The sequence below is a fragment of the Rhodanobacter sp. BL-MT-08 genome, from assembly GCF_054161255.1.
Genome location: NZ_CP167872.1, coordinates 157,568 through 179,708, shown reverse-complemented (window position 1 = coordinate 179,708; position 22,141 = coordinate 157,568). Strand labels below are relative to the sequence as shown.

Genomic DNA, 22,141 nt, shown 5'->3' with positions numbered 1-22,141 from the left:
CAAAGCAGGCCACCGAGCGAGTCGCAAACGACCTGGCAGATCAATACCGCGGCAGGCTTGCTTCGATGACTCGCGCCGCGGTCGCTGTGCCATCGTTTTCGCGCACTGACAGGGCGAGCCGCTGGCTTCGCTGTTTACGCTCCGCGTTAACCGCAAGATCTCCCAGCAAAGCGGCGGCCCGGTCCCTGCGATAACGCGCCGCCGGCAAAACTTGCGCCACGCCCAGCCGCTTGAGTCGGGCGGCGTTGTCGGGCTGATCGAAGCCGTGTGGCACTACCAGCATCGGCTTGCCTGCGTAGAGCGCTTCACTGCTGGTGCCGATGCCGCCGTGATGAATGACGACGGAGGCGCGTGGGAACAGCGAAGCATGCGGCGCGTACTCGACGGCATGGATGCCTGCCGGCAGAACCGCCGGCAGCTTTGCGCGCATGTCCGCGGAGCCGGTGAAAAGCACCGCGCGCTGGTTCAGGCGTAGCGCAGCAGCGAGACTTTCGCGCAAAAAGCCGGCGCCCATGTGCACCGCCGTCGAGCCGAGAGTGAATACCAGCGGAGCGGAGCCGGCGTCGAGAAACGCGCGGAGCGAGCGATCAAGCTCGGCCGGCTGGGCGTAGCGCGCGAAGCCAGTGACGTGCACAGCGCTGGGCCAGTCCGGCTGCGGCTGACCGAGCAAGGAAGAAAACAGGGCCAGCACGCCCTGCGGCGCGTGCTGGCCCTGATGAAACGGATCGCCCAGCGGCGAGATCGGCGGCAGACCGAGCGAGCGTCGAAAGTCACGAACCGGCGCCGTCCATCCATGCGTCACGCGCCGCGCCATCGCCTGCAGCCAGCGACCGCGCCGCGGCGAGCGGCGCATGAAGTGATCCAGCAGCGCTAGCCCGGTCGCCGGTGGGTCGTAGGCCGATAGAAAACCCGCCGGCGCCAGCACCGCGGACAGCCAGCTCAGCCTGCCCGCCGCGCTCAGCTGTTCGCCCAGTATCTGCGCGGCGAAGGCCAGCGTGGTGCTAATCAGCACATCGGCGTCGGCCACGATGGGCACAAGCTTTTCATAGCTGGCCTGCACATCCATCGCGGCAAAATCGTGCACCACAAAGCGCGGCCCGCGCCAGCGATCGAACGCCCGCGCGGTAAAGGCCTCGCGGTCTTCCGGCTCGGGCATGCCGCTGGCGTCGGCAAACTTCAGCCCGGCCTGGGCGATCGTCGACTGATGAATGCCGTGCGTGGCGATGGTGACACGATGCCCGCGCGCATTGAGCTCCTGGCCAAGGGCAAGAAAGGGAAAGAGATCGCCCAGTGAGCCGACGGTGGCGATGACGATATGGGCGTGGCGCATGAGCGGTGGGATCGAATTCGAAACGAGAGGAAGCATAGCGTGTGAACCGCACCGGCCATTGACCCCTGCGGCGATGACGGCAATGCTTCGCTGGCCGCCATCACGACCATTCGCCCCGGATCAACCATGTCCCAGCTCTCGCCTTTTCACCTCGCCTTTCCCGTGACTTCGCTGCTCAACGCGCGCCGCTTTTATGGCGAGCTGCTGGGCTGTCCCGAAGGCCGCTCCAGCGAGACATGGGTGGATTTCGATTTTCACGGGCATCAGATCGTGGCGCATCTGGCGCCGGATGAGCTGGGTAACGTGGCGGCACACGATGTCGACGGCGACGACGTGCCGGTGCGCCACTTCGGTCTGGTGCTGTCGATGGACGAGTGGCACACGTTAGCCGACCGGCTGCGCGCCGCCGGCACGCGCTTCGTGATCGAGCCGCACGTGCGCTTCCAGGGTCAACCCGGCGAGCAGGCCACGATGTTTCTCCTCGATCCCTGCGGCAATGCGCTGGAGTTCAAGGCTTTCGCCGACCGCTCCAAGCTGTTCGCGAAGTAAGACTAACGATGGAAGCCGAAGACCTGCAGCGGCTGGTAACCGTCGCCATGCCTTACGGCAAGTATCAGGGCCGGCTGATCGCCGACCTGCCCGGCGCCTACCTCGCCTGGTTCGCCCGCAAGGGCTTTCCCAAGGGTGAGTTGGGCCGATTGCTGGCGCTGATGCTGGAACTCGACCATAACGGGCTGTCGTCCTTGCTGGAGCCGTTGCGCAAACGGTAACGACGCACACGAGCGCTTTGCGCGTATCCTGCAGGGCGCGGCCGAGCCTGTTCATGCCGATCGCCTGAATGACCCATCGCTAAAACCTTCCTCCTCCGCGTCTGGTCGAGACTGCCCGCATGGGCGCTGGCGCTACCGAGCGCACGACCAGAGCATCCTGCCAACATGCTGCCCCACGACTTCGACGCCGCGACAAGCGCGCTTGCCGCCGATGGCTGGTGCGTCGTCGATAATCTGATGACCGATGCGCAAACGCGGGCGTTAGCCAGCGAGTGCGCCACGATGCACACGTCACATCGGCTGGTGCCGGCAGCGACGGGCACCGATCGTGCCCTGAGCCTGTTGCGCGGGGACAGCACGCGGTGGTTTGAATCCGAAAACTTGAGCGCACCGCAGCAGGCCTTTGTCGATCGAATCGACGAGCTGCGCATCGCGCTCAGCCGCGGCCTGCTGCTGGGGCTGATCGACAGCGAATCGCAGTACGCGGTGTATCCCTGCGGCGCCGGCTATGCCCGGCATCGGGATCAGCTTCGCCTCAGCGATGCGCGCGTGGTGTCGGCCGTGTTCTATCTCAACGCGAACTGGCTGAACGTCGAAGGCGGCGCGCTGAGGCTATACCTCGCCGACGCCTCGCACCGCGATATCTATCCACGCGGCGGCACACTCGTGCTGTTTCTGTCGGCGCAGTTCGAGCACGAGGTGCTGCCGGCGACGCGCCAGCGCATGAGCATCGCGTGCTGGATGCGGCAGCGCGCGGTTCCTGTCGATCATTGATCCTTCGAACCGGTCGGACCGAGCAACTCGATTTCGGCCAGCGCTCTGACCCCGCCCCGGGTCGCCGGAAAGCTCAGCCGATAGAACGCGTAATTGCCGGGCTGTCGAATGCCGAACACGCGCGTCTGGTGAGGTGAGGAAAACGTCTCGCCCTTGCGCGTATCCAGACGATGCCAATGCCTGCCATCACTGGACGCCTGCAGCTGCCAATCCGAAGGAGCAGCGGAGGTGGCGCCGGAGGTCAGCGAAAGCATCGTTACTTGCCGCGCCTGCGGGAAATGCCATCTGACGGTTGATGCGACGGCGGGCAGCATGGTTTCTGTGCCGGAGTCGTTGTCGAACAGCGCATCGAGCTTGTCCATCGCCGGCTGACTGTTGGCTTCTCCCTGACCCGAACCCGTGAGATCGCGCATAGGCTGCGGCTTCTGGCCGTCGGCGGTGAGCGACGCCGGCAGCGACGACGCGTCGCTGCCCCATACTGACGGCTTGGGACCCATCACGAAGTCCAGCGTCGCGCCCTGGGCCAGCAGCGCGTGCGGCAGGCTCAGCTTATTCCACGGCTGGCCGTTGACCTGCAGGCTCTGGATATAGCGGTTGGTGTCGCTGACCGCGGGCGCGTTGATGACGATGTGTTTGCCGTTTTCCAGCCGGACGTCCATATGCGGAAAGTACGGCGCGCCGATCACGTATTCGGGTGAGCCCATGCGCAGCGGATAGAAACCGGCGGCACTGAACACATACCAGGCCGACATTTCGCCGTTGTCCTCGTCGCCCGGATAGCCCTGGCCGATCTCGCTGCCGACGTACAGACGTGACAGCGCGTCACGCACCTTGTCCTGCGTCTTCCACGGCTGGCCGACGACGTCGTACATGTACAGGATGTGGTGCGACGGCTGGTTGCTGTGGCCGTACTGGCCCATGCGCACGTCGCGCGCCTCGAGCATCTCGTGAATCGGCTCGCCATAGCTGCCGACATGGAAGTTGCCCGGCGTGGCGAAGAATGCGTCGAGCTTGGCGGCCAGCCCCGCGCGCCCGCCGTACAGTGCCGCCAGGCCGGCGCCGTCCTGCGGCGCATGAAAAGCCATGTTCCATGCATCGGTTTCGGTATAGTCGCCACCCCAGCGGATCGGATCGAAGTCCGTTTTGCCGTAGCGCCATTGGCCGTTGGCTGCGCGGCCAACGAAGAAGCCGACGTCCGCGTCGAACAAGTTGACGTAGTCGAGTCCGCGGTTGCGGTAGTAGCGCGCATCGTCGGCGTAGTAAGCCGCGTACGGATCGTTGGCCGCGTGCTGCGTCGTCAGCGCATCGGCGAGGTTGCCGATGGCGAAGTCGTTGATATAGCCGTCCATCGACCACGACAGGCCCTCGTCCACGCCGGTGTCGGTATAGCCGTTGAAGATCGAGCGCTGCAGGCCCTTGCGGCCGGTACCCGCGAGCGGACTGACGACCGACGCATCCTTCAGCGCGGACTGATAGAACGAGGCCACGTCGAAATTGCGCACGCCCTTCAGCCACGCGTCGGAGAAGGCGACATCGGCGCTGGTACCGACCATCAGATCAGCGTAGCCCGGTGAGGACCAGCGCGCGATCCAGCCGCCGTCGCGATACTGCTGCACGAAGCCGTCGATCATCTCCCCGGCCTGCGTCGGCGTGAGCAGCACATAGGCCGGCCACGCCGTGCGATACGTGTCCCAGAAGCCGTTGTTGACGAAGTCCTTGCCGTCGACGATGCGCGCACCAGTCCGGCTCGGCGTGTCGGCCGCTACCGGCGCCGAGAACGGGCTGGCGTAGCGGTACACCGGCTGCGCCGCGCTACCGGTATTTTCGTAAGCCTCGTTCGGGTATAGAAACAGCCGATAGAGGTTGGAGTACAGCGTGGTCTTTTCGTCGCGGCTGGCGCCCTCGACCTGCACCGCGCCGAGCAGCACGATCCACGCCTGCGCTGCGCGATCACGCACGGTTTCCAGCGTATCGCTCGGTGCGATTTCCAAGGCGAGGTTGTGCTTGGCCTGGTCGAGGCTGATCAACGACGTGGCGACGCGCAGGTTGACCACTTTGTTGGTGCGGGTATCGAAACCGAACCAAGCGGCCACGTGATCGCGACCTGCGCCCGTCAGCCGACCGTTGCGCTGCACGGGCTGATCGACCGTGCCGTAAAAGAACAGCCGACCCGCGCCGGTGCTTAGCCGACTCTTGACGTCCGAGTAGCCGCTGAAGCTTTGCCCATTGGGGTCCAGAGCAATGCCGCCCTCATCCTTGAGATTGTCGAACAGCAGCTGGGACGTTGCACCGGTGAAGGTGAAGCGGAACATCGCCGCATGGTCGGTCGGCGCCATCTCGGTCACCATACCGTTGTCGAACGCCACGCGGTAATCGTGCGGATGCGCCGATTCGTTGGCGTGGATGAAGCCGAGCGAACGCGCGGCGTGATCGAGCAGCGGCACGCCACTGGCCTGCGCCTCGGGCATCAGCTGCAGCGTCTGCCGCTCGCCCATCCACGGGCTGGGCTCGTGCGACAGCTGAAAAGCCTGCAGGCGCGGATGATTGTCCGGCCCATTGTGGTCCTGATACTGGTACAGCCAGTTGGAGCCGGCATCGGTCACCGGCGTCCAGAAATTGAAGCCGTGCGGCAGCGCCATGGCGGGAAAAACATTGCCGCGCGAGAAGTTGGCGTTGGCGTTGCTGCCACGGCGCGTATCGACGAAGTCGACTGGCTGATGGCGCGCGTCCGGCGCCACGTTGCCGAGGCGGATATCGTCGACATACCCTTCGATCGACGCCGCAGGGCCATCGTGATCGAGCAAGATCTGCTTCACGCGTCGACCCGCCGCCACGTGCCCGAGGTCGATGGAAACGACATTCCACTGGTCCGGATACAGCACCCGACCTTCCCCCTGTCCGCGGGCGGTGGCGGGAATGCGATGCTGATCGAACGCACCGCGGGTCGACAGGCGGCTGCCGTCGTCGAACAGCAGATCCAGCGCGACATAATTGGCGGGATTGCGCAGGTCATCGCCGTTGCGCTGCGGAAAGATCACATACGACAGCTGCGTATCCGCGCGCACCGGCACGTCGACGTCGAACAGCTTCTGCTGCTGGCTGCCGCCGGCGGTACCACGATAGTGCAGCGAACGTAGGCCAGTGAAACCCACGTCCGGCTTCGCGGTAAGCACGACATTCTTGGGGGGACCGCCATCGACCTGTGCGCTGAACGGCGCTCCGGGTAGCCCGGAGACGGGCGCAGGTTGACCGACGTCGAACGAGGACTGGAAGCTGTCGACCGACGACTTGGCCGAAGCCACGCTGCCCGCCAGGATCGTGCCGACCATGATCGTCGCGACCGCTTTGGGGGCGCGTCGCGTATTGCGCGATGCCGATGCCTTCATGCCAAATCCTCTGTCGCTTTCTTCTACCTGCAGTCGTTCGAGGCGCCGCGCCACAGCATGGCCAGCCAATGCGCGTTGAACGGAGAGCCTGGAGTGGAAGCGATCCGACCGGCACTGTCAAACCGCAGCGTGCCATCGAGCGGATGACGCGGCTCAGCCGATGCCGGGGACGGTGCTGTCCGCAATGGCGTTGAAGCGATCGGCGATGTAGTCGTCGGTAAAACTGGTCATGCCCCAGTTGCGGATAAAGCCGCAGTGGCCGCCGTAGCGCGAAATATCCAGTTCGATATTCGGCGGCAGCTGCAGCTCGCGGAAGGCGTTGATCGGAATGACCGGATCATCTTCCGCAGTGAGAATGGTGGCCGGAATCTGCATGCCGGCCAGCGCGCTGCCGGCGACGGAATAGCCGTCCAGATACTCTTCCAGCGAACCGAAGTCGGTATGGCGCAGCACCAGCGCTTCGGTGAGGCCGCGCATGTTCTGCTTCAGCTCGGACAGCTCGAAGTACTGCTGCTGCGGAAACGCCGCCTGCTTGGCGCGCAGCGACTGCCGCCACTTCTGCATGAAATACGCGTTGTAGAACCAGCGCGCCTTTCGCTCCAGCGAGAACAGGCCCTCGGCCGGATCGATGATCGGACAGATCGCCAGCGCGTACGACAGCGGTATACCCAGCCCCGGCGCGGCCAGCGCCGCACGCAGCGCAAAATTGCCGCCCAGCGAAAAGCCGGCCAGCGCCATCGGTCGCGACGGCCAGCGGCTGGCGATATCGCCCAGCGCGTGGATCACTTCGTCGATGCGGTTGGAGTGGAACAGCGCTTCGTTGAAGGCAAAGCTTTCGCCGTGATCGCGAAAGTTCAGCCGGAAAATGTCCCAGCCGTCGAGCAGCAGTCGGCTGCCGGTCTGCAGCACATAAGTCGAATCGACGCTGCCTTCCCAGCCGTGAAACAGCACAGCCAGGCCGCGCGACTGCGGATGGGTTTTCTGCGCGGTGTAGGCGCCGGTCAGGCGCACGCCGTTGCCACCGTCCACCACGGCTTCTTCCGCGCCGAGCAGCACAGTCTTTGCGGCACGCGGCAACAGGTAGCGGCGCACGCCGCTGGACGAGAGAAGGGTCTGGGTGTGGCCGCTGCGCAATGGCCACGGCGGCTTGAAATCAACGCCACGCAGCAAATTCGACCGACGCTCACTCATATGGCGGCTTCACCTGCAGCGGCACCGCCAAGCGCCGCTTCGATGCGCTCGCGAGAAAGCTCGGCCATGCGGCGACGCGCGTCGGGCGAGGCCGGCACCACCGGGAGAAAATGCACCTCGGCGTCCATCGGTGCTTCACCGAGCAGGCGCACGATGTTGTGCACGAAGCTCTCGTGAATGCGGAAGCCGGCATCGATGACCCGCACGCCGTTGCGGGCAAAGCGCAAGGCCACGGGCTGCACCGGCACATCGGCATCCAGCGCCGCCTGAAAAATGCGCGCGTGGAAAACCTTCAACACACCGTTGTAGCCGCTGCCGCCCTCTGGAAACACGGCCACCGAACGGCCGCCGCGCAGGCGCTCGACCATCACCTGCATCACCGACGAAAGCGAATGGTTGTTGCCGCGGCGATGGAAAATCGTGCCGGCGCAGGCCGCCATCCAGCCGACCAGCGGCCAGCGTGCGATCTCCGACTTGGCCACGAAGCACGCGGCGCGTTGGCTGTGCAGCATGACAATGTCGATCCACGAGGTGTGGTTGGCGACAAACAGCACCGCATCGGGCAACGGCTGACCGAGGCGCACCGAACGCATGCCGAAGATGCGCAACAGCATGCGCGACCACCAGCGGATCAGCCGGTGCGTGAACGGCTCGCGGCCGTTGCGCATCACGGCCAATCGATTCCAGGTGACGATCAGGGCCAGCAGGATGCCAAGCACAATGTGGGCGAGCAGCAGCGGCACGCGCCAGAGGTAGCGCAGCGGACGCAGGCGATCGGGCGTAGTGGCGGACGTGGAGTCGGTGCTCATGAGCCGGTTAGTTTAGCGTTAATCGACGCGGGCTTGAATGTTCAAAGTTTCACTTGCGTCAGGGGCAGTGACGGTGAGCGCTTGACGGTGCGCAGGACAAAACTGGAGTTGACGTCGGCCACGCCGGCAGCATTGAGCAGATGGTCGAGCAGGAACCGAGAAAAATCCTGCAGATCGGCCACGTGAACGTGCAGCAGGTAATCCATATCGCCGGTCAGCGCGTGGCAGGCCACCACTTCATCCCAGCCGTTGACGCGTTCGACGAAGCTCTCGATCGCCGAGCTTTCGTGCTTGCTCAGCTGCACGCGCACGAAAGCCTGCAAACCCAGCCCGACCGCCTGCGGATCGACCTGGGCCGCGTAGCCGGTAATGATCTTGTCCGACTCAAGCCGCTGTAGCCGGCGCAGGCAGGCCGACGGCGAAAGGCTGACGCGCTCGGCCAGTTCGGCGTTGGTGATGCGGCCTTCACCCTGCAGCACCGCCAGCATGCGTAGATCGGTGCGGTCCAGTGCCATCATACGCACGATACCTGTCTTAAACATCGTTATGACGCAAGAATAGTGCATTGAGAGCCCGATAGCGAGCAACTAAACAAGCTTCATGTGTAGCATCGGCCGTAGACTATGCGTCCAACAGCCCCGTCACCCGGAGTACGCCATGGACACCCCTCGCCGCGTCGAACACCAGCAGACCGACCGTGGTTATGTGCCGGTGTATGCCACGGGTGTGGTCGAGCAGCCGTGGGCCAGCTATTCGCGCACCGACCATGAGGTGTGGGACACGCTGTACAAGCGTCAGCGCGAGATGCTGCCCGGTCGCGCCTGCGCGGAATTCCTCGCCGGGGTGGAGCGTTTCGGTCTGGGCGACGGCGGCATTCCGAAGTTTGCCGACCTCAATAAGGTGCTTGGCGAAGCCACCGGCTGGGAAGTGGTTGCCGTGGAAGGGCTGCTGCCGGACGAGGTGTTTTTCGATCACCTTGCCAATCGCCGCTTTCCGGTGAGCTGGTGGATCCGCAAGCCCGACCAGCTCGATTACCTAAGCGAGCCGGACCTGTTCCACGACCTGTTCGGCCACGTGCCGCTGCTGCTCAACCCGGTGTTCGCCGACTACATGCAGGCCTATGGCCGCGGCGGCATGAAGGCGTTTGCGATCGGCCCGGACGCGCTGATGAACCTCACGCGGCTGTACTGGTACTCGGTCGAATTCGGCCTGATCAACACCAGCGAAGGCATGCGCATCTATGGCGCCGGCATCGTCAGCTCGAAAGGCGAGTCGATCTATTCGCTGGATTCAGCCGCGCCTAACCGCATCGGCTTCGATCTGGAGCGCGTGATGAATACGCGCTACCGCATCGATACATTTCAGCAGACCTATTTCGTGATCGACAGCTTTGAGCAGTTGTTCGAAGCGACCCATCCGGACTTCACGCCGATCTATGCCCGCCTCAAGCAGCGGCCGACGCACAACGCAGGCGACGTGCTCGACGATGAGCGCGTGTTTACCCGCGGCACGCGCGAAGGCTTTTCCTCCCACGCCGACGCCTGAAGAAAGCGACGACGACTGATCGCTGGGTCCTCGCTGGCGCGCTCTCAGTGCGGTACGGCGGCGCCCCGCTGCTTGTCGACCCAGGGCTTGATGATGCCGATCCACAGCGCATAGCCAGTGCGGTTCATGTGCAGCCCGTCGGCGCCAAACCACTTCCGCTGCGGCTGGCCATCGGCGCCGAGCATGGGCGTATAGACGTCCAGGTAGGTGACCTTTTTCTGCGTGGCCGCATAGGCATTGATTAGGGCATTCGTTTCGCGCACTTTGGGCAGCAGTACCTGGCGCGCCATGCTCGGCTTGATCGCGACGAAGGCGATCGGCACACCGGGGTCGACCGACCGGACCTTGCGCACGAAGGCGGCAAAATCGTCGCGCACCTGCGCCGGGCTGTGACCATCCTGCAGATCGTTGTCGCCCGCATACAGCACGACGGCGCGCGGGTGATAAGGCGCCACGATGCGGTCGGCAAAGTAAGTGGAATCGGCCAGCTCCGAACCGCCGAAGCCGCGATTGATCACGCTGAGCTCCGGGAAATCGGCAGCAAGGCTTTTCCAGTGCTCGATCGACGAGCTGCCGATAAACAGAATGGAACCCGGCGCCGGTGGATGCTGCCTGTCCGATGCTTCAAACGCCGCGATGGCCGGCTCCCATTTCGTCTGCTCCGCGGATTCGAGAACCGGTTCGCTTGCGTGTACCCATAGCGGCAGCATTAGCAACACCAACAGGATGAGTCGTCTCATGTTTATTCTCACAGCATGGGTCAAAGGCTTAGGCCACGTCCGAGGCTAACGCGGTCGCTCCATCGCCGAAACCCTCAGCACCATCGCGATGCGCTGCCCGTCCCAGCGGTATATCAGGTGCTCTGACTGCACGCACGGCGCAATCAGGTCCGGATAAAACACCGCGACGCACTCGCCGCCGGGGTGGCGCGCGCTGTCGTAGACGATCCCGTTGGACTTCAGATCGCGCAGCTGCCGCGCCAGCATCTGGCTGGCGGCATAGCTGTCCGGAGCCTGCGCTTCCGGCCAGCCGCCGCGCAGATCGTGCAGCTTGCCGACAATGGCGGTACGGTAGCAGCGCATCTCGATATCGCAGTCCGGTTCGGCGGTGGCCGCCAGAAATTGTTGGCGGTGGTAAACGGTTTCTTCCACCGCGGTCGCCACGCTGTGCGCTGCGTAGAACACGCCCCAGCTGCCGTCGGAGAATCGGCTGCCCTCGGGATTGAGATGAGTAAAGGCGGCCATCACCGGCGTGCTGCCCGGCCCGCTGATGCGGCGATCTTTCGGGATCAGCTGCAACGACCCTGCCTCTTCGCGCAAGCGCGGATTGGTCATCGCCTCGATCGCAAAGACCGCATCGAGATCGGCCGGATCGGCGATGCGGTCGTAAACGCCCACTGGCGGAAACCGGCTGGGCACAACGCGATACGCGTGGCTCCAGCGGATACGTTTGATGGGTGGCAGTGCATGGGGCATCGGAGTTTTCGTCACGCGCTATATCGCTTCGAATCGGCGCGTTGCCCTGATCGAAAAGCGTTAGCGCTGGGAAGTCCTAGCGTGGGCCAAGCGCGTATCGCCATCTGCGACGGCCCGCTCAGCCTCAGCTGACGCCCCGCTGCGCGTCCAGATACTGCCGCACCACATACAGGTCGGCGACGTTGCCGGACAGCATGCGCTGCAGCGCCGAATGACCGCCGAACAGCGGCGCCTGATTCGGCTTGTGCAGCCAGGCATCGGCCTGGGCGGCATCGGGAAACAGAATCTGCAGGTTCTTCCAGATACCGAGCAGGTAGCTGATCCGTTCGATCGTGTCTCGCCCCGGCGCACCGTCCTGCTGGCGCTTCCATTTGTAGAACGTCGACTCCGGCGGGTCGCCGAGCAGTTTGCGCTGGTCGGCGATGCGCAGATTCCAGCGGTCGGCCAGGCCAAAGAAACTGCGCAAGGCCGGGCCGCCGAGTTCATCGGCGGGAAGCGCGTGAGGCAGCGGAGTGGCCGACATTCAAATTCTCGCTGTGAAGTAATAGACAAATTTACTTTACAAAAGAAGTTTACTCGGTTTTGCCCGAATCAGCGCGCCCGGACGGCCGAATCGCTTTGGATGGATGTCGCCGGAACGCTATGGTCGAAGGACTTCAGAAATTCGGCTCCGGCCCGCCGTCGGCAATAAACTGGTCGACACGCTGTTCGAGAACCGGCAACGGCACCGATCCCGTGGAGAGCACGGTGTCATGGAAGTGCCGGATATCGAATTTCGAGCCGAGCGCCTTTTCCGCCTTGGCGCGCAGCTCGAGAATTTTCAGATAGCCCAGCTCGTACGAGAGCGCCTGGCCGGGCCAGCTGATGTAGCGGTCCACTTCGTTGGCGATCTCGCGGTCGGACAGCGCGGTGTTCTGCGTCATGTAGTCGATCGCCTGCTGGCGCGTCCAGCCCAGGTGATGGATGCCGGTATCGACCACCAGGCGGCAGGCGCGCCACATCTGGTAGCTGAGAAAGCCGAACTGCTCGTACGGCGTTTTGTAGATGCCCATCTCGTTGCCGAGAAACTCCGAGTACAGGCCCCAACCCTCGCCATAGGCGGAGATGTAACCGTTGCGGCGAAAATCCGGCTGATCGTGCTGTTCGTCGGCCAGCTCCAGCTGCAGCGCGTGACCGGGGTACGACTCGTGCAGTGTCAGTGCCGGCATGTTGTACAGCGGGCGCGACGGCAGGTCGTAGGTATTGACCAGATAGACGTCCGGACCGCCGCGGCCGGAGGTGTAGTACGGCGCGATCGCGTCGGGCACAGGCTCGATAGTGAAGCGCTCGCGCGGCAGATGGCCGAACAGCTTGCCCACTTTGCCGTCGACTTCTTTCGCCACCCAGGCGCTACGATCGAGTAATTCCTGCGGCGTCCTGGCATAGAACTGCGGGTCGGTGCGCAAAAAATGCAGAAAGTCGGCGAAGCTGCCCTTGAAGCCCGTCTGCGCCATCGTGTCGAGCATCTGCGCGTGGATCTTCGCGACTTGGTCCAGCCCGATCTGGTGGATCGCATCGGCGCTCAGATCGAGCGTGGTGTACTCGTGGATCTGCTGGCGGTAATACGCCTTGCCGTCGGGCATCGCCTCGGCGGCCAGCGTGGTGCGCGCCTGCGGCACGTACTCGTTGCGGAAGAAGGTCAGCAGCTTGGCGTAGGCCGGAATCACGTCGTCGCGGATGCGCTGCACGGCCTGACCCTGCAGAGCCTGCGCATCGTCGGCGCTGATCGAATCCGGCAGGTGCTTGAACGGCTGGTAGAAGGCGCTTTCGGTGGGGTCCTTGAGATCGGCGACCGCGGCGATGGACACGTCGCGCCCGTTGAGCACGGCGCGCGGCACGCTGAAACCGCGTTTGAGGCCCAGCTGCATATTGGCGATCTGCTGATCGAAGTACGCCGGGATCTGATCGAGCTTGTCGAGGTACTTGCGGTAGTCGTCGACCGTGCGCAAATTGCCCCCACCCAGCTCGTAGCCCACGTCGGACCAGAACGCCGAGTCGCTGTTGAAGGGCATCTGCCAGTTGGCGAAGTGCTGGTCGGCGACGAAATTGCCGATCTGCTCGCGGTAGACCGCGGCGTTGATGCGGTTGGCCGGCGACAGCTGGCTCGCATCGATGCCGTCGAGCTGCTTGAGAACATGCTGCCAGTAATCCAGCCGCTGCTGCTGGCTGGCGGCATCGACATCGTCGAGGCGGCCGTCGTTCGGCTGCGATTCGCCCGAGGTGCTGACGCCGGACTGGCCGGTGCGCCAGGCCCATTCGTGCTGATACAGATTCTGAAACGAGGTATCGGCGGTGCTCGGGGCAGCCCACGCCGGCAGAGTCAGCAGGCCGGCAATCATCGCGACGAGGATTTTTTTTGCGGCAATGTTCGTGGTCACTTTGTTCTTCACTGCCACTGACTTCACTTAAGTTCACTCCTTCAACGTTCGTTGTTATCCGGCTTTGCCGAAGCTCCGCCGCCGCTGGCGGCGTCTTCGACGCTCCAGTAGTCCAGCGCTGCCGGGGGCAGCTGGGGCAGCGCGGCAAGCATCAGCAATTGACGCACGGCTTCCTTCGGTCGCGCTACCCGCAATTCGATATGTCTTGCCTGCAGCCAGTCGGCGAAATCGGCGAGCGCCTCCAGCGCGCTGCTGTCGAGGTCCGGCGACTCCTCCAGGCTCAGAATCACCCGCGTGATCGGCGTGGCGGCGGCGGCCTGGGACCGAGCATTGTCCTGAGCCAGCACGCGGGCGCGCGCCAGCGCCAGCATCGGCTCGGCGTTGGCGAAAAACAGCGGCTCCTCCGGCCGCAGAATCATCGTGCCGGCCGGCGGCAACGCCTGCGGATGCCGTGCGATGTCGACGAAGTCGTGGCTGTCGGCCAGCCGGCCCAGCGCGCTCAGCCGCGGCGTGGCCAGCGTGCGCAGCAGCATCGCCAGGCTGAAGCCGATAGCCGCCAGCAAACCGTTGAGCACGCCCAGCGCGATCACCGCCAGCACCGCTGCCAGTGCGACCAGCCGATCGCGCCGCCATTTCAGATACGGCGCGAAGACGTCCAGACGCAGCGACTTGCTCACCGCGTGGATCACGATCGCCGCCAGCACCGGCACCGGAATGCGCTCGATCCACGGCAGGCAGGTCAGCACCAGCACGAGCACCGTGGCGGCTGCGGTCAGGCCGGCCAGCCGCGACTGCGCGCCGGCAGCTTCATTGGCCGAACTACCGGAGTAACCCGCGCCTACGGGCATGCCGTGGAACAGCCCGGACACCACGTTGGCCACGCCGAGCGCGGCCAGATCGCGATTGGCGGCCACCGTCTCGCCGTGCTTCAAGGCGAAGCTGCGGATCGAGCTGTACGACTCCGCATACAGAATCAGCATCAGCGCCGCGGCGAGTTCCAGATCCGGCAGCCACTGCGCGCGATCGGGCAACGCCGGCGCCGCCCAGCTCAGCGCCAGACGGATCACTCCGGTGAGCGCCACGCCGTGGGCCGCCAGCCAGCGGGAGCCGACGATACCGACGACGATCACCAGCAAGGTCCCCGGCAGACGGTGCAGGCGTTCGAGCAGAAACAGCAGCAGCAAGGCGGCGATGCCGCAGCCAAAGCTGACCCAGTGCCATTCGCGCGCACGCTGCAGCAACTCGACGATCAGCGGCGCAAAATTCGACTGCTTTGCGGCCAGGCCGACCAGGTTCGGCCACTGCTTGACCGCAATCACCATCGCCAGACCGAACGCGTACCCGCGCAGCACCGGCTTGGCGATCAGATTGGAAATGCCGCCCAGCCGCGCAGCGCCCGCCAGCAGGAAGCAGCCGCCGGTCATCAAGACAAGCAGCGCAGCGAACGCGGCGCGTACTAGCGGATCGCCGCCGCCGATCGCCACGCTGGCCGCGGCCAGGACCGCCGCGGAAGAGGATGTCGCCGACACGATGGCGTAACGGCTGCGTCCGATCACGCCGTAGCAGACCAGGCCGGCGAACAGCGCGATGACGCCGGCCTGCGGCGGCAAACCGGCGATGCTGGAATACGCCACAGCCTCGGGCAACAGCAGCCCGGCCATCGACAACCCGGCCAGCAGATCGGCCGATCGCGACGGCGCGGCAGCCTTGCTCATGCAGCCTTGCTCATGCGGCCGAGCTCATACAATCGCGCTCATGCGATCACGCCACTCCAGCCCGGCAGGTAGGCCGCTTCACGGGTATGGGCCAGCTCCAGCGACTGCTTGAGCGCGCGCTTGCCGGGCTGCCCGCCCTTGAGCTTGATCCGCGGGCGCAGAAAATCCGCCCACAAAAACTCCGCGTAAGGCGTGGCGTCTTTTGAATAGCCGCCGGCTTCACGCACGCGGGCGGACAGCGTGCGGTAGGGGTCATCGGTCAAGTCGGTGAGCTTCGCCGGAAACGCGTCGTAGTCGGCGCGGTGGCCGTGCGCGTCGTACGGATGGGCCCAGCGGTTGAACTCCATGGTGCGCCAGAACACGGCCGGCTCCAGCCAGGAAAAGTCCCGCAGCACCGTCACCGGCACGCTGTCCACCTTTTCCTCGATCAGCGCCAGCCCCAGATGATGATGGTCGACGATATAGACCTTGCCGCCGGGCCCGAGCACGCCGGGAAACCAGTGCCGGCCGAGCAGCTCCTTGCGCTTTTTCTTGGCGAGCTTTTCCCACTCGGCGCGCTTGGCGGCGACCTCGGCATAGCCAACGGTCAACTGGGTCGGTCGCAGATCCGCCGGCGCTACCTGCAGATGGGGATGATGCGGTTGCATGGCTCGGCGTCCTGGCGATGAAGTGCGTGCCAGCGTACTCGTCATCAGCGCGCGGCGCATCCGCAAAAAAGATGGCCGCCGGGCTAGCTAATGTCCATCATGCCGGCGCCAACGGCACGCAGATAGCTGGCCAGATTTCGCTCAGCCGATTCTGTGCAGACCTCGCCGGTCGGCGCGCAGGCGGCCATGCGGTCGGGACGGAAATTGCGAAAGTCCTTGCGCAGCCGGCACCACGCGCCAAGCGTCCATGCGCCGCCCCAGAACGACAGGCACAGCGGCTCGACCTCGCGTGCGCTGACGCGGCCGCTTTCGTCGCGATAGTCCAGCTGCAGCACGTGATTGCCGACGATCGCCGCATGCAGGCGATCAATCATCGTCGCGAAATCCGACTGCTGCTGGTCGCGCCATACCGGCGCAAAGATGCGCGTATGCGCCGCGCGTTCGCGCAGCTCCGGCGGCAGCACCGCTTCGATCTTCAGCAGCGCGGTCTTGGCGCTATCGGCCAAGCGCGCGCCGGCGAAGGCGCGGACAAATCGCGTGCCGACCACCAGGGCTTCGAGCTCGTCGGCGTTGAACATCAGCGGTGGGATATCCGAGCCCTTGCGCAGTACGTACCCGACGCCGGCTTCGCCCTCGATCGGCACTCCGGAGAGCTGCAGGTCGGCGACGTCGCGATAAACCGTGCGCAGCGAAACGCCCAGCGTCTGCGCAAGCTGGCGCGCCTGCAGGGCGGTACGCCGGCCGCGCAAAGAGTGGATGATGAGAAAGAGGCGATCGGCACGACGCATGCGCTGATCATCGCCGAGGCGGACGAGCGCGGCCACTGCCGGGCGCTGTGCACCACCCGGTCAGTGCGATAAACAGCATGCGGCGTCGCGGACTTGATTCGGGTCTCGAAGGATGATCCGGCGCCTTGTCCGCGGGCCATCTGTAGATCCCATCCATCAGCAGGCCGCGTTGATAGACCGGGTGATACGCCTTCAATAGGCGATGCCATGGCGAATTCATCGCGTCATCCTCAGGCCATCACCGTGTCGCCCACGCACCACGGCGGCAGCTGCGCGTGCTTGAACAGTCGATACCAGTGCTCACGATCGCTGGGGCTGTAGAGATGCAGCGCCCGAATGATGTCGTGGGCAAACTCCACGCTGCCCAGGTGACTGGCGGAGACGACGCCGCCGTCGCTGACCGCAAGCGCCGAGTCGTCGTAGAACGACTCGCCCGAATAATCGGCGACCTGCCCTGCGATCTGGCCGGCCCAGTTGCCGGTGTGGCGGACGTCGTTGAGCAGACCCGCACGGCCCAGCGCCACGACGGCGGTATCGATGCCGGCCACGGGCACGCCCGCCTCACCCGCATCCCGTAAAACAGCCACCGCTTCGCTGCCCTCACCGCGTAGCCAGAGATGGCCGCCGGGCACGATCAGCATGGCCGCGCGCGCCAGGTCAATCTGCGCCAGCGACATATCGGGCTGCACCGCGAGTCCGCCCATCGACACCACCGCGGCGGTCGAGAAACCGACGGTCTGCACCTGCCAGTCGCCCGGGCGGCGAATCTCGCACAGCGCCAGCGCCGCCTGCCAGTCGGCAAACCCGTCGAAGATCAGAAAATAAACTGTATCGCGCATGGCGTTTCCTCCCTGGTGGATGCGTAGCTTGGTCGCTCCCTGCTGCCAACGTGCTGTCAGTAGTCGGGCAACGATCTGATCATTCCTGGCCGTGCGCCGGTCCGGCTGGCGCGGTTAAGCCGGAGCCGGGACAATGGCGGTTTCGTCTACCTTGGCCATCCCATGACACCGAACTCGATGAAACCCATCTCGCTGATCCAGTTCCTGATCGAGGAGCGCCGCGCCGGCCATATCAATGCCGAGCTTTCCCTCTTGATCGAAGTGGTCGCGCGCGCCTGCAAGCGCATTGCGGTAGCGACCAACAAGGGCGCGCTCGGCGGCGTGCTCGGCATGCAGGCCGGCGAAGGAGAAGGCGGCAGCATCAACGTACAGGGTGAGGCGCAGAAAAAACTCGACGTGATCTCCAACGAGATCCTGCTCGAAGCCAACGCCTGGGGCGGCCACCTCGCGGCCTGCGCGTCGGAGGAGATGGAAGACCCGCAGCAGATTCCGGACGGCTATCCGAAGGGCAACCACCTATTGTTGTTCGATCCGCTGGACGGCAGCTCCAACATCGACGTCAATATTTCGGTCGGCACGATCTTCTCGGTACTGCGCTGCCCGGACGACGTGACCGAACCGAAGGCCGAACACTTTCTTCAGCCGGGTACGGAACAGCTTGCCGCCGGCTACGTGGTGTACGGCCCGGCCACCACGCTGGTGCTGACCTTCGGCCACGGCACGCACGAGTTCACGCTGGAGCGCGAGGTCGGCAGCTTCATGCTCAGTCGTCGCGGCATCCGCATTCCGGAGGAGGCCACCGAGTTCGCCATCAACATGTCGAACCAGCGCCACTGGCAGCCGCCGATGCAGCGCTATATCGGCGAACTGCTGGCCGGCACCACCGGCCCGCGCGGCAAGGATTTCAACATGCGCTGGGTCGCCTCGATGGTGGCCGACGTGCACCGCATCGTGACCCGCGGCGGCGTCTTCTATTACCCGCTGGACGCCAAGATCCTCAAACAGGGCGGCAAGCTGCGGCTGATGTATGAGGCCAACCCGATGGCGTTCATCATCGAACAGGCCGGCGGCGCGGCCACCACCGGGCGCGAACGCATCATGGCGCTGCAGCCCACCGGACTGCATCAGCGCGTGCCGGTGTTCCTCGGCTCGAAGAAAGAGGTCGAGGTCGCCACGAACTATCACCTCGGTGCCGACAGCGCACAGAAGTAGGTTCGCGCAGCGCTCGATCCATCGCGCGACCGCGCAAGCGGCAATGCCCGTGTTTGCCATGGCTTTGCCGCTTTTCGAGATCAGTATCTCTCTTCCCTTCGCCGACACATCATCATGTCACTCCACCGCCAGCTGCTGCTTCTGCTTGCCACACTGATGCTGGCTGCCTGCGCCGGGCACGGCAAACCCGCCAGCGCTCCGCCGGCTGTCGCCGTCGCGCCGGTGAAGCTGAAGATCGGCCTCGCCCTCGGCGGCGGTGCGGCGAAGGGCTTTGCGCATATCGGCGTGATCAAGATGCTCGAGGCCAGCGGCATCCATCCGGACGTGGTGTCCGGCACCAGCGCCGGCAGCGTGGTGGGTTCGCTGTACGCCGCCGGCATGGATCCGTTTCAGCTGCAGGAACAGGCCTTTGCGCTGGACGAGGCGAAGATCCGCGACGTGCATATTTTTTCCGGCGGCCTGGTGCAGGGGCAGAAACTGCAGGACTACATCAACACCGCAGTGAACCACCGCGCAATCCAGGAGCTGAAGCTGCCGTTTGCCGCCGTTGCCACGCAGCTGGAAACCGGCGAGCGCACGGTGTTCGTGCGCGGCAATACCGGTCAGGCCGTGCGCGCGTCCAGCAGCATTCCCGGTGTTTTCGAGCCGGTCCTGATCGGCGACAAGCACTATGTCGATGGAGGCGTGGTGAGCCCGGTGCCGGTGGACGCGGCGCGCCAGCTCGGCGCGGATTTCGTGATTGCGGTGGACATCTCGGCAACGCCCAGCGGCAGCAATCCGCAGGGCATGGTCAACATCGTCGGCCAGTCGATCACCATCATGGGCCGGCAACTGGGCAAGCAGGAGCTGGCCAGCGCGGACTTTGTCATCAGGCCGAATATCACCGGCATCGGCGCCACCGATTTCGAACAGAAAAACCAGGCCATTCTCGAAGGCGAGCGGGCGACGCTGGCGGCGATCCCAGCGCTCAAGGCCGCCATCGCGGCGCGCCGTGCCAGCCTGATGCTGGCGCCGGTCACACCGTAGTCGATCCGGTTGTGCCGGCTCCATCGCGCGGGCGCCGGGACGATGCGGTTTCATGGCAAAGGACGGGCAGCGGTCCGTGCGTCTGGACCAGTACTTCCGTCACTTGGAACCCTGATGGCGCGCTGCTAGGTTGGTGGATCACCGTCCGAAGGATCTGTCATGACCTGTCGTCTACGCGTTGCCATTTTGCTGACCCTGTTCGCCGCCGCGCCCTCGGTGTTTGCCGGAGCGCCGACGGTCGATCCGCGTATCCAGGATGTGCTGACGCAGCTGGGCAAGGTGAAGTCGATCCACGCCGCGCAGCTCTCGCCCGACGGACGCCAGCTGGCCTGGGTGCTGGAGTCCAACGACAAGCCGAGCGTGCAGATCGCCAACGCCGATGGCAGCCACGTGCGCGCCGCGGATCCCTCGGCCAAATCGGGCAGCTGCAGCCAGGACGAAATCGCCTGGGCGCCGGATTCGCGTCACCTCGCCTATATCTCCGACTGCCACGGCGCAGAGCGCAAGGACAAGACGCACGCCGCGCAGATCGTGCTCGCCGACGCGCAGGGCAAGACCGCTCCGGCGGTGCTGACGACGTTGAACGGCAACGCGCAGGCACTGAGCTGGTCGAACGATGGCAGCCGCCTGGGCTTTCTCTATGTGGAGGGCGCCACCCGTCGCGCCAGCGCCGTGTCGGCCGCCAAACCCGCTTCGGGCGAGGTCGGCGTGGACGGACTGGAGGTGCAGCGCGTGGCTTTCGTGCCCGCCGCGGGCGGCATGCCGCAGATGCTGACGCCTGCGGCCAGCTACGTTTACGAATTCAGCTGGTCGCCCGACGGGCAGCGCATCGCCTATGTTTCGGCGCCACCGCCGGGCGACAACAACTGGTGGATCGCCAAGCTGTATGTGCAGGGCGCGCAGGCCAATGCCGCGCCCACCGTGCTGGTCGATCCCGGCAGCGTGGGCGGCGATCTGCACGGTCTGCAGATCGCGCTGCCGCGCTGGTCGCCGGACGGTTCGCGGATCGCCTTCATCGGCGGCCTGATGAGCGATCAGGGCTCGACCGGCGGCGATATCTACGCCGTGTCTGCCAGCGGCGGCAGCCCGACCAATCTCACACCCGGCATCTCCGTGTCGCCGGCATGGCTGAGCTGGAACAGCAACCAGCAGCTGCTGGTTTCCCAGGTTCGCGGCGGCGACAGCGAAGTCGTCGAGTACCGCGTGGAAGCGAACAGGGCCACCCAGGAGCGCGTGCTGTTCAACCTGCCCGCCGGCATCGGCGACGGCAGTGCTTCCATGGCGCTCTCGCTGTCGCATGATCATCAGCAGATAGCTTTCGTACAAAGCGCCTTCGCCCAAGCGCCCGAGGTGCACGCAGGTGCACTGGGCAGCACGGCGCCGAAGGCGGTCACCACCATCAACGCCGCGCTGAAGCCCGCGTGGGGCAAGGCCGAATCGGTCGAATGGACCAACGAAGGCCGACACGTGCAGGGCTGGCTGCTGTATCCGGCCGGTTACGATGCCAGCAAGTCCTATCCGATGATCGTGGTGGTGCACGGCGGCCCTTCGGCGGCAACGATTCCGCGCTGGCCCTCGGTCGGTTTCGGCGCGGCGCCACTGTCGGCCCTCGGTTACTTCGTGCTGATGCCCAACCCGCGCGGCAGCTTCGGCCAGGGTGAGGCGTTCGTGCAGGCCAACCGCAAGGACTTCGGCTACGGCGACCTGCGCGACACCCTGGCCGGCGTCGATGCGGTGGAGAAAAAGCTCCCGGTGGACGACAAGCGGCTTGGCCTCACCGGCTGGAGCTACGGCGGCTTCATGAGCATGTTCGCGCCCACGCAGACGCAGCGTTTTCGGGCGGTGGTGGCGGGCGCGGGCATCTCGAACTGGCAGAGTTATTACGGCGAAAATCTGATCGACCAGTGGATGATTCCGTTCTTCGGCAAATCGGTGTACGACGATCCGGCCGTCTATGCAAAGAGTTCGGCGATCAACTACGTCAAGCAGATCAAGACGCCGATGCTTATCGTCGTGGGCGACCGCGATGCCGAATGCCCCGCGCCGCAGTCGTTCGAGCTGTGGCACGCGCTGCGCGCCGAAGGCGTACCAACGTCGCTGGTGGTGTATCCCAACGAAGGCCATCACTTCGTCGATCCCGCGCACCAGCGCGACGTGCTGCAGCGCGCGCTGGGCTGGTTTGAGAAATACCTGCCAGCGTCGAAGTAAGCCGCGTCG

At 64.9% G+C, this 22,141-nt stretch carries 20 protein-coding genes; 7 read left to right on the top strand and 13 right to left on the bottom strand.

All coding sequences use genetic code 11. The annotated features are described in order from the left end of the window. Positions 1-40 precede the first annotated feature (40 nt). Complete coding sequence (locus ACDK93_RS00790; protein ID WP_458070693.1) at positions 41-1,330, bottom strand: glycosyltransferase; 1,290 nt, start codon at positions 1,328-1,330, stop codon at positions 41-43. A 126-nt stretch (positions 1,331-1,456) separates the two neighbouring features. Here ACDK93_RS00790 and ACDK93_RS00785 point away from each other — a divergent pair, with 126 nt between their 5' ends. From ACDK93_RS00785 to ACDK93_RS00775, 3 genes are all read left to right on the top strand, one after another. Beyond that, entirely contained in the window at positions 1,457-1,879 is a 423-nt protein-coding gene (locus ACDK93_RS00785; RefSeq protein ID WP_458070692.1) for a VOC family protein, read from the top strand. An 8-nt stretch (positions 1,880-1,887) separates the two neighbouring features. Continuing rightward, on the top strand, positions 1,888-2,100 hold the full coding sequence (locus ACDK93_RS00780; RefSeq protein ID WP_458070691.1) for a DUF3820 family protein: 213 nt from the start codon (positions 1,888-1,890) through the stop codon (positions 2,098-2,100). A gap of 165 nt (positions 2,101-2,265) precedes the next feature. After that, on the top strand, positions 2,266-2,874 hold the full coding sequence (locus ACDK93_RS00775) for a 2OG-Fe(II) oxygenase (protein WP_458070690.1): 609 nt from the start codon (positions 2,266-2,268) through the stop codon (positions 2,872-2,874). Here ACDK93_RS00775 and ACDK93_RS00770 read toward each other — a convergent pair. The 4 genes from ACDK93_RS00770 to ACDK93_RS00755 all read right to left on the bottom strand — a co-directional run bounded on the left by ACDK93_RS00770 (position 2,868) and on the right by ACDK93_RS00755 (position 8,778). Next, on the bottom strand, positions 2,868-6,260 hold the full coding sequence (locus tag ACDK93_RS00770; RefSeq protein ID WP_458070689.1) for a GH92 family glycosyl hydrolase: 3,393 nt from the start codon (positions 6,258-6,260) through the stop codon (positions 2,868-2,870). The two genes, ACDK93_RS00775 and ACDK93_RS00770, sit on opposite strands and share 7 nt — an antisense overlap. A 153-nt stretch (positions 6,261-6,413) precedes the next feature. Beyond that, on the bottom strand, positions 6,414-7,451 hold the full coding sequence (locus ACDK93_RS00765) for a YheT family hydrolase (protein ID WP_458070688.1): 1,038 nt from the start codon (positions 7,449-7,451) through the stop codon (positions 6,414-6,416). Beyond that, on the bottom strand, positions 7,448-8,260 hold the full coding sequence (locus tag ACDK93_RS00760) for a lysophospholipid acyltransferase family protein (RefSeq protein ID WP_458070687.1): 813 nt from the start codon (positions 8,258-8,260) through the stop codon (positions 7,448-7,450). The genes ACDK93_RS00765 and ACDK93_RS00760 overlap by 4 nt, the downstream gene beginning before the upstream one ends. A 41-nt stretch (positions 8,261-8,301) precedes the next feature. Further along, a complete protein-coding gene (locus tag ACDK93_RS00755; RefSeq protein WP_458072308.1) occupies positions 8,302-8,778 on the bottom strand; it encodes an Lrp/AsnC family transcriptional regulator in 477 nt (158 codons plus the stop codon). A gap of 139 nt (positions 8,779-8,917) precedes the next feature. On the opposite strand from ACDK93_RS00755, the gene phhA reads away from it, so the two are divergent. Further along, complete coding sequence (phhA, locus tag ACDK93_RS00750; protein WP_458070686.1) at positions 8,918-9,805, top strand: phenylalanine 4-monooxygenase; 888 nt, start codon at positions 8,918-8,920, stop codon at positions 9,803-9,805. 44 nt (positions 9,806-9,849) lie between these two features. On the opposite strand, the gene ACDK93_RS00745 is transcribed toward phhA, so the two are convergent. The 8 genes from ACDK93_RS00745 to ACDK93_RS00710 all read right to left on the bottom strand — a co-directional run bounded on the left by ACDK93_RS00745 (position 9,850) and on the right by ACDK93_RS00710 (position 17,686). Further along, positions 9,850-10,545: an SGNH/GDSL hydrolase family protein gene (locus ACDK93_RS00745; protein WP_458070685.1), complete on the bottom strand. Its 696-nt coding sequence runs from the start codon at positions 10,543-10,545 to the stop codon at positions 9,850-9,852. 45 nt (positions 10,546-10,590) lie between these two features. Further along, positions 10,591-11,280, bottom strand: coding sequence for an RES family NAD+ phosphorylase (locus ACDK93_RS00740; protein ID WP_458070684.1), 690 nt, complete (start codon positions 11,278-11,280; stop codon positions 10,591-10,593). A gap of 124 nt (positions 11,281-11,404) precedes the next feature. Then, complete coding sequence (locus ACDK93_RS00735; protein WP_179479008.1) at positions 11,405-11,803, bottom strand: MbcA/ParS/Xre antitoxin family protein; 399 nt, start codon at positions 11,801-11,803, stop codon at positions 11,405-11,407. A gap of 133 nt (positions 11,804-11,936) precedes the next feature. Then, positions 11,937-13,697 carry a DUF885 domain-containing protein gene (locus ACDK93_RS00730; protein WP_458072307.1) on the bottom strand — a complete coding sequence of 587 codons (1,761 nt, stop codon included), beginning with the start codon at positions 13,695-13,697 and terminating at the stop codon, positions 11,937-11,939. A 41-nt stretch (positions 13,698-13,738) separates the two neighbouring features. Further along, positions 13,739-15,412 carry a SulP family inorganic anion transporter gene (locus ACDK93_RS00725; RefSeq protein WP_458070683.1) on the bottom strand — a complete coding sequence of 558 codons (1,674 nt, stop codon included), beginning with the start codon at positions 15,410-15,412 and terminating at the stop codon, positions 13,739-13,741. Positions 15,413-15,450: 38 nt separating this feature from the next. Then, positions 15,451-16,059, bottom strand: coding sequence for a ParB-like protein (locus tag ACDK93_RS00720; RefSeq protein ID WP_458070682.1), 609 nt, complete (start codon positions 16,057-16,059; stop codon positions 15,451-15,453). An 83-nt stretch (positions 16,060-16,142) separates the two neighbouring features. Continuing rightward, the gene (locus ACDK93_RS00715; RefSeq protein ID WP_458070681.1) at positions 16,143-16,847 is read right to left on the bottom strand and encodes a helix-turn-helix transcriptional regulator; all 705 of its coding nucleotides are present in this window, start codon (positions 16,845-16,847) and stop codon (positions 16,143-16,145) included. Positions 16,848-17,077: 230 nt separating this feature from the next. Beyond that, on the bottom strand, positions 17,078-17,686 hold the full coding sequence (locus tag ACDK93_RS00710) for a DJ-1/PfpI family protein (protein WP_458070680.1): 609 nt from the start codon (positions 17,684-17,686) through the stop codon (positions 17,078-17,080). 177 nt (positions 17,687-17,863) lie between these two features. Here ACDK93_RS00710 and ACDK93_RS00705 point away from each other — a divergent pair, with 177 nt between their 5' ends. The 3 genes from ACDK93_RS00705 (at position 17,864) to ACDK93_RS00695 (ending at position 22,132) form a co-directional block, all read left to right on the top strand. Beyond that, entirely contained in the window at positions 17,864-18,898 is a 1,035-nt protein-coding gene (locus ACDK93_RS00705; RefSeq protein WP_458070679.1) for a class 1 fructose-bisphosphatase, read from the top strand. Positions 18,899-19,012: 114 nt separating this feature from the next. Continuing rightward, entirely contained in the window at positions 19,013-19,924 is a 912-nt protein-coding gene (locus ACDK93_RS00700; protein WP_458070678.1) for a patatin-like phospholipase family protein, read from the top strand. A 159-nt stretch (positions 19,925-20,083) separates the two neighbouring features. Continuing rightward, on the top strand, positions 20,084-22,132 hold the full coding sequence (locus ACDK93_RS00695) for a prolyl oligopeptidase family serine peptidase (RefSeq protein ID WP_458070677.1): 2,049 nt from the start codon (positions 20,084-20,086) through the stop codon (positions 22,130-22,132). Positions 22,133-22,141 lie beyond the last annotated feature (9 nt).

Bases quoted from the DNA above. Each gene is read 5' to 3' on its own strand.
- ACDK93_RS00715 (WP_458070681.1), bottom strand. From the start codon at position 16,847: ATGCGTCGTGCCGATCGCCTCTTTCTCATCATCCACTCTTTGCGCGGC.
- ACDK93_RS00785 (WP_458070692.1), top strand. From the start codon at position 1,457: ATGTCCCAGCTCTCGCCTTTTCACCTCGCCTTTCCCGTGACTTCGCTG.
- ACDK93_RS00780 (WP_458070691.1), top strand. From the start codon at position 1,888: ATGGAAGCCGAAGACCTGCAGCGGCTGGTAACCGTCGCCATGCCTTAC.
- ACDK93_RS00710 (WP_458070680.1), bottom strand. From the start codon at position 17,686: ATGCGCGATACAGTTTATTTTCTGATCTTCGACGGGTTTGCCGACTGG.
- ACDK93_RS00695 (WP_458070677.1), top strand. From the start codon at position 20,084: ATGACCTGTCGTCTACGCGTTGCCATTTTGCTGACCCTGTTCGCCGCC.
- phhA (WP_458070686.1), top strand. From the start codon at position 8,918: ATGGACACCCCTCGCCGCGTCGAACACCAGCAGACCGACCGTGGTTAT.
- ACDK93_RS00790 (WP_458070693.1), bottom strand. From the start codon at position 1,330: ATGCGCCACGCCCATATCGTCATCGCCACCGTCGGCTCACTGGGCGAT.
- ACDK93_RS00720 (WP_458070682.1), bottom strand. From the start codon at position 16,059: ATGCAACCGCATCATCCCCATCTGCAGGTAGCGCCGGCGGATCTGCGA.
- ACDK93_RS00740 (WP_458070684.1), bottom strand. From the start codon at position 11,280: ATGCCCCATGCACTGCCACCCATCAAACGTATCCGCTGGAGCCACGCG.
- ACDK93_RS00705 (WP_458070679.1), top strand. From the start codon at position 17,864: ATGAAACCCATCTCGCTGATCCAGTTCCTGATCGAGGAGCGCCGCGCC.
- ACDK93_RS00700 (WP_458070678.1), top strand. From the start codon at position 19,013: ATGTCACTCCACCGCCAGCTGCTGCTTCTGCTTGCCACACTGATGCTG.
- ACDK93_RS00765 (WP_458070688.1), bottom strand. From the start codon at position 7,451: ATGAGTGAGCGTCGGTCGAATTTGCTGCGTGGCGTTGATTTCAAGCCG.
- ACDK93_RS00745 (WP_458070685.1), bottom strand. From the start codon at position 10,545: ATGAGACGACTCATCCTGTTGGTGTTGCTAATGCTGCCGCTATGGGTA.
- ACDK93_RS00755 (WP_458072308.1), bottom strand. From the start codon at position 8,778: ATGATGGCACTGGACCGCACCGATCTACGCATGCTGGCGGTGCTGCAG.
- ACDK93_RS00770 (WP_458070689.1), bottom strand. From the start codon at position 6,260: ATGAAGGCATCGGCATCGCGCAATACGCGACGCGCCCCCAAAGCGGTC.
- ACDK93_RS00775 (WP_458070690.1), top strand. From the start codon at position 2,266: ATGCTGCCCCACGACTTCGACGCCGCGACAAGCGCGCTTGCCGCCGAT.
- ACDK93_RS00725 (WP_458070683.1), bottom strand. From the start codon at position 15,412: ATGAGCAAGGCTGCCGCGCCGTCGCGATCGGCCGATCTGCTGGCCGGG.
- ACDK93_RS00735 (WP_179479008.1), bottom strand. From the start codon at position 11,803: ATGTCGGCCACTCCGCTGCCTCACGCGCTTCCCGCCGATGAACTCGGC.
- ACDK93_RS00760 (WP_458070687.1), bottom strand. From the start codon at position 8,260: ATGAGCACCGACTCCACGTCCGCCACTACGCCCGATCGCCTGCGTCCG.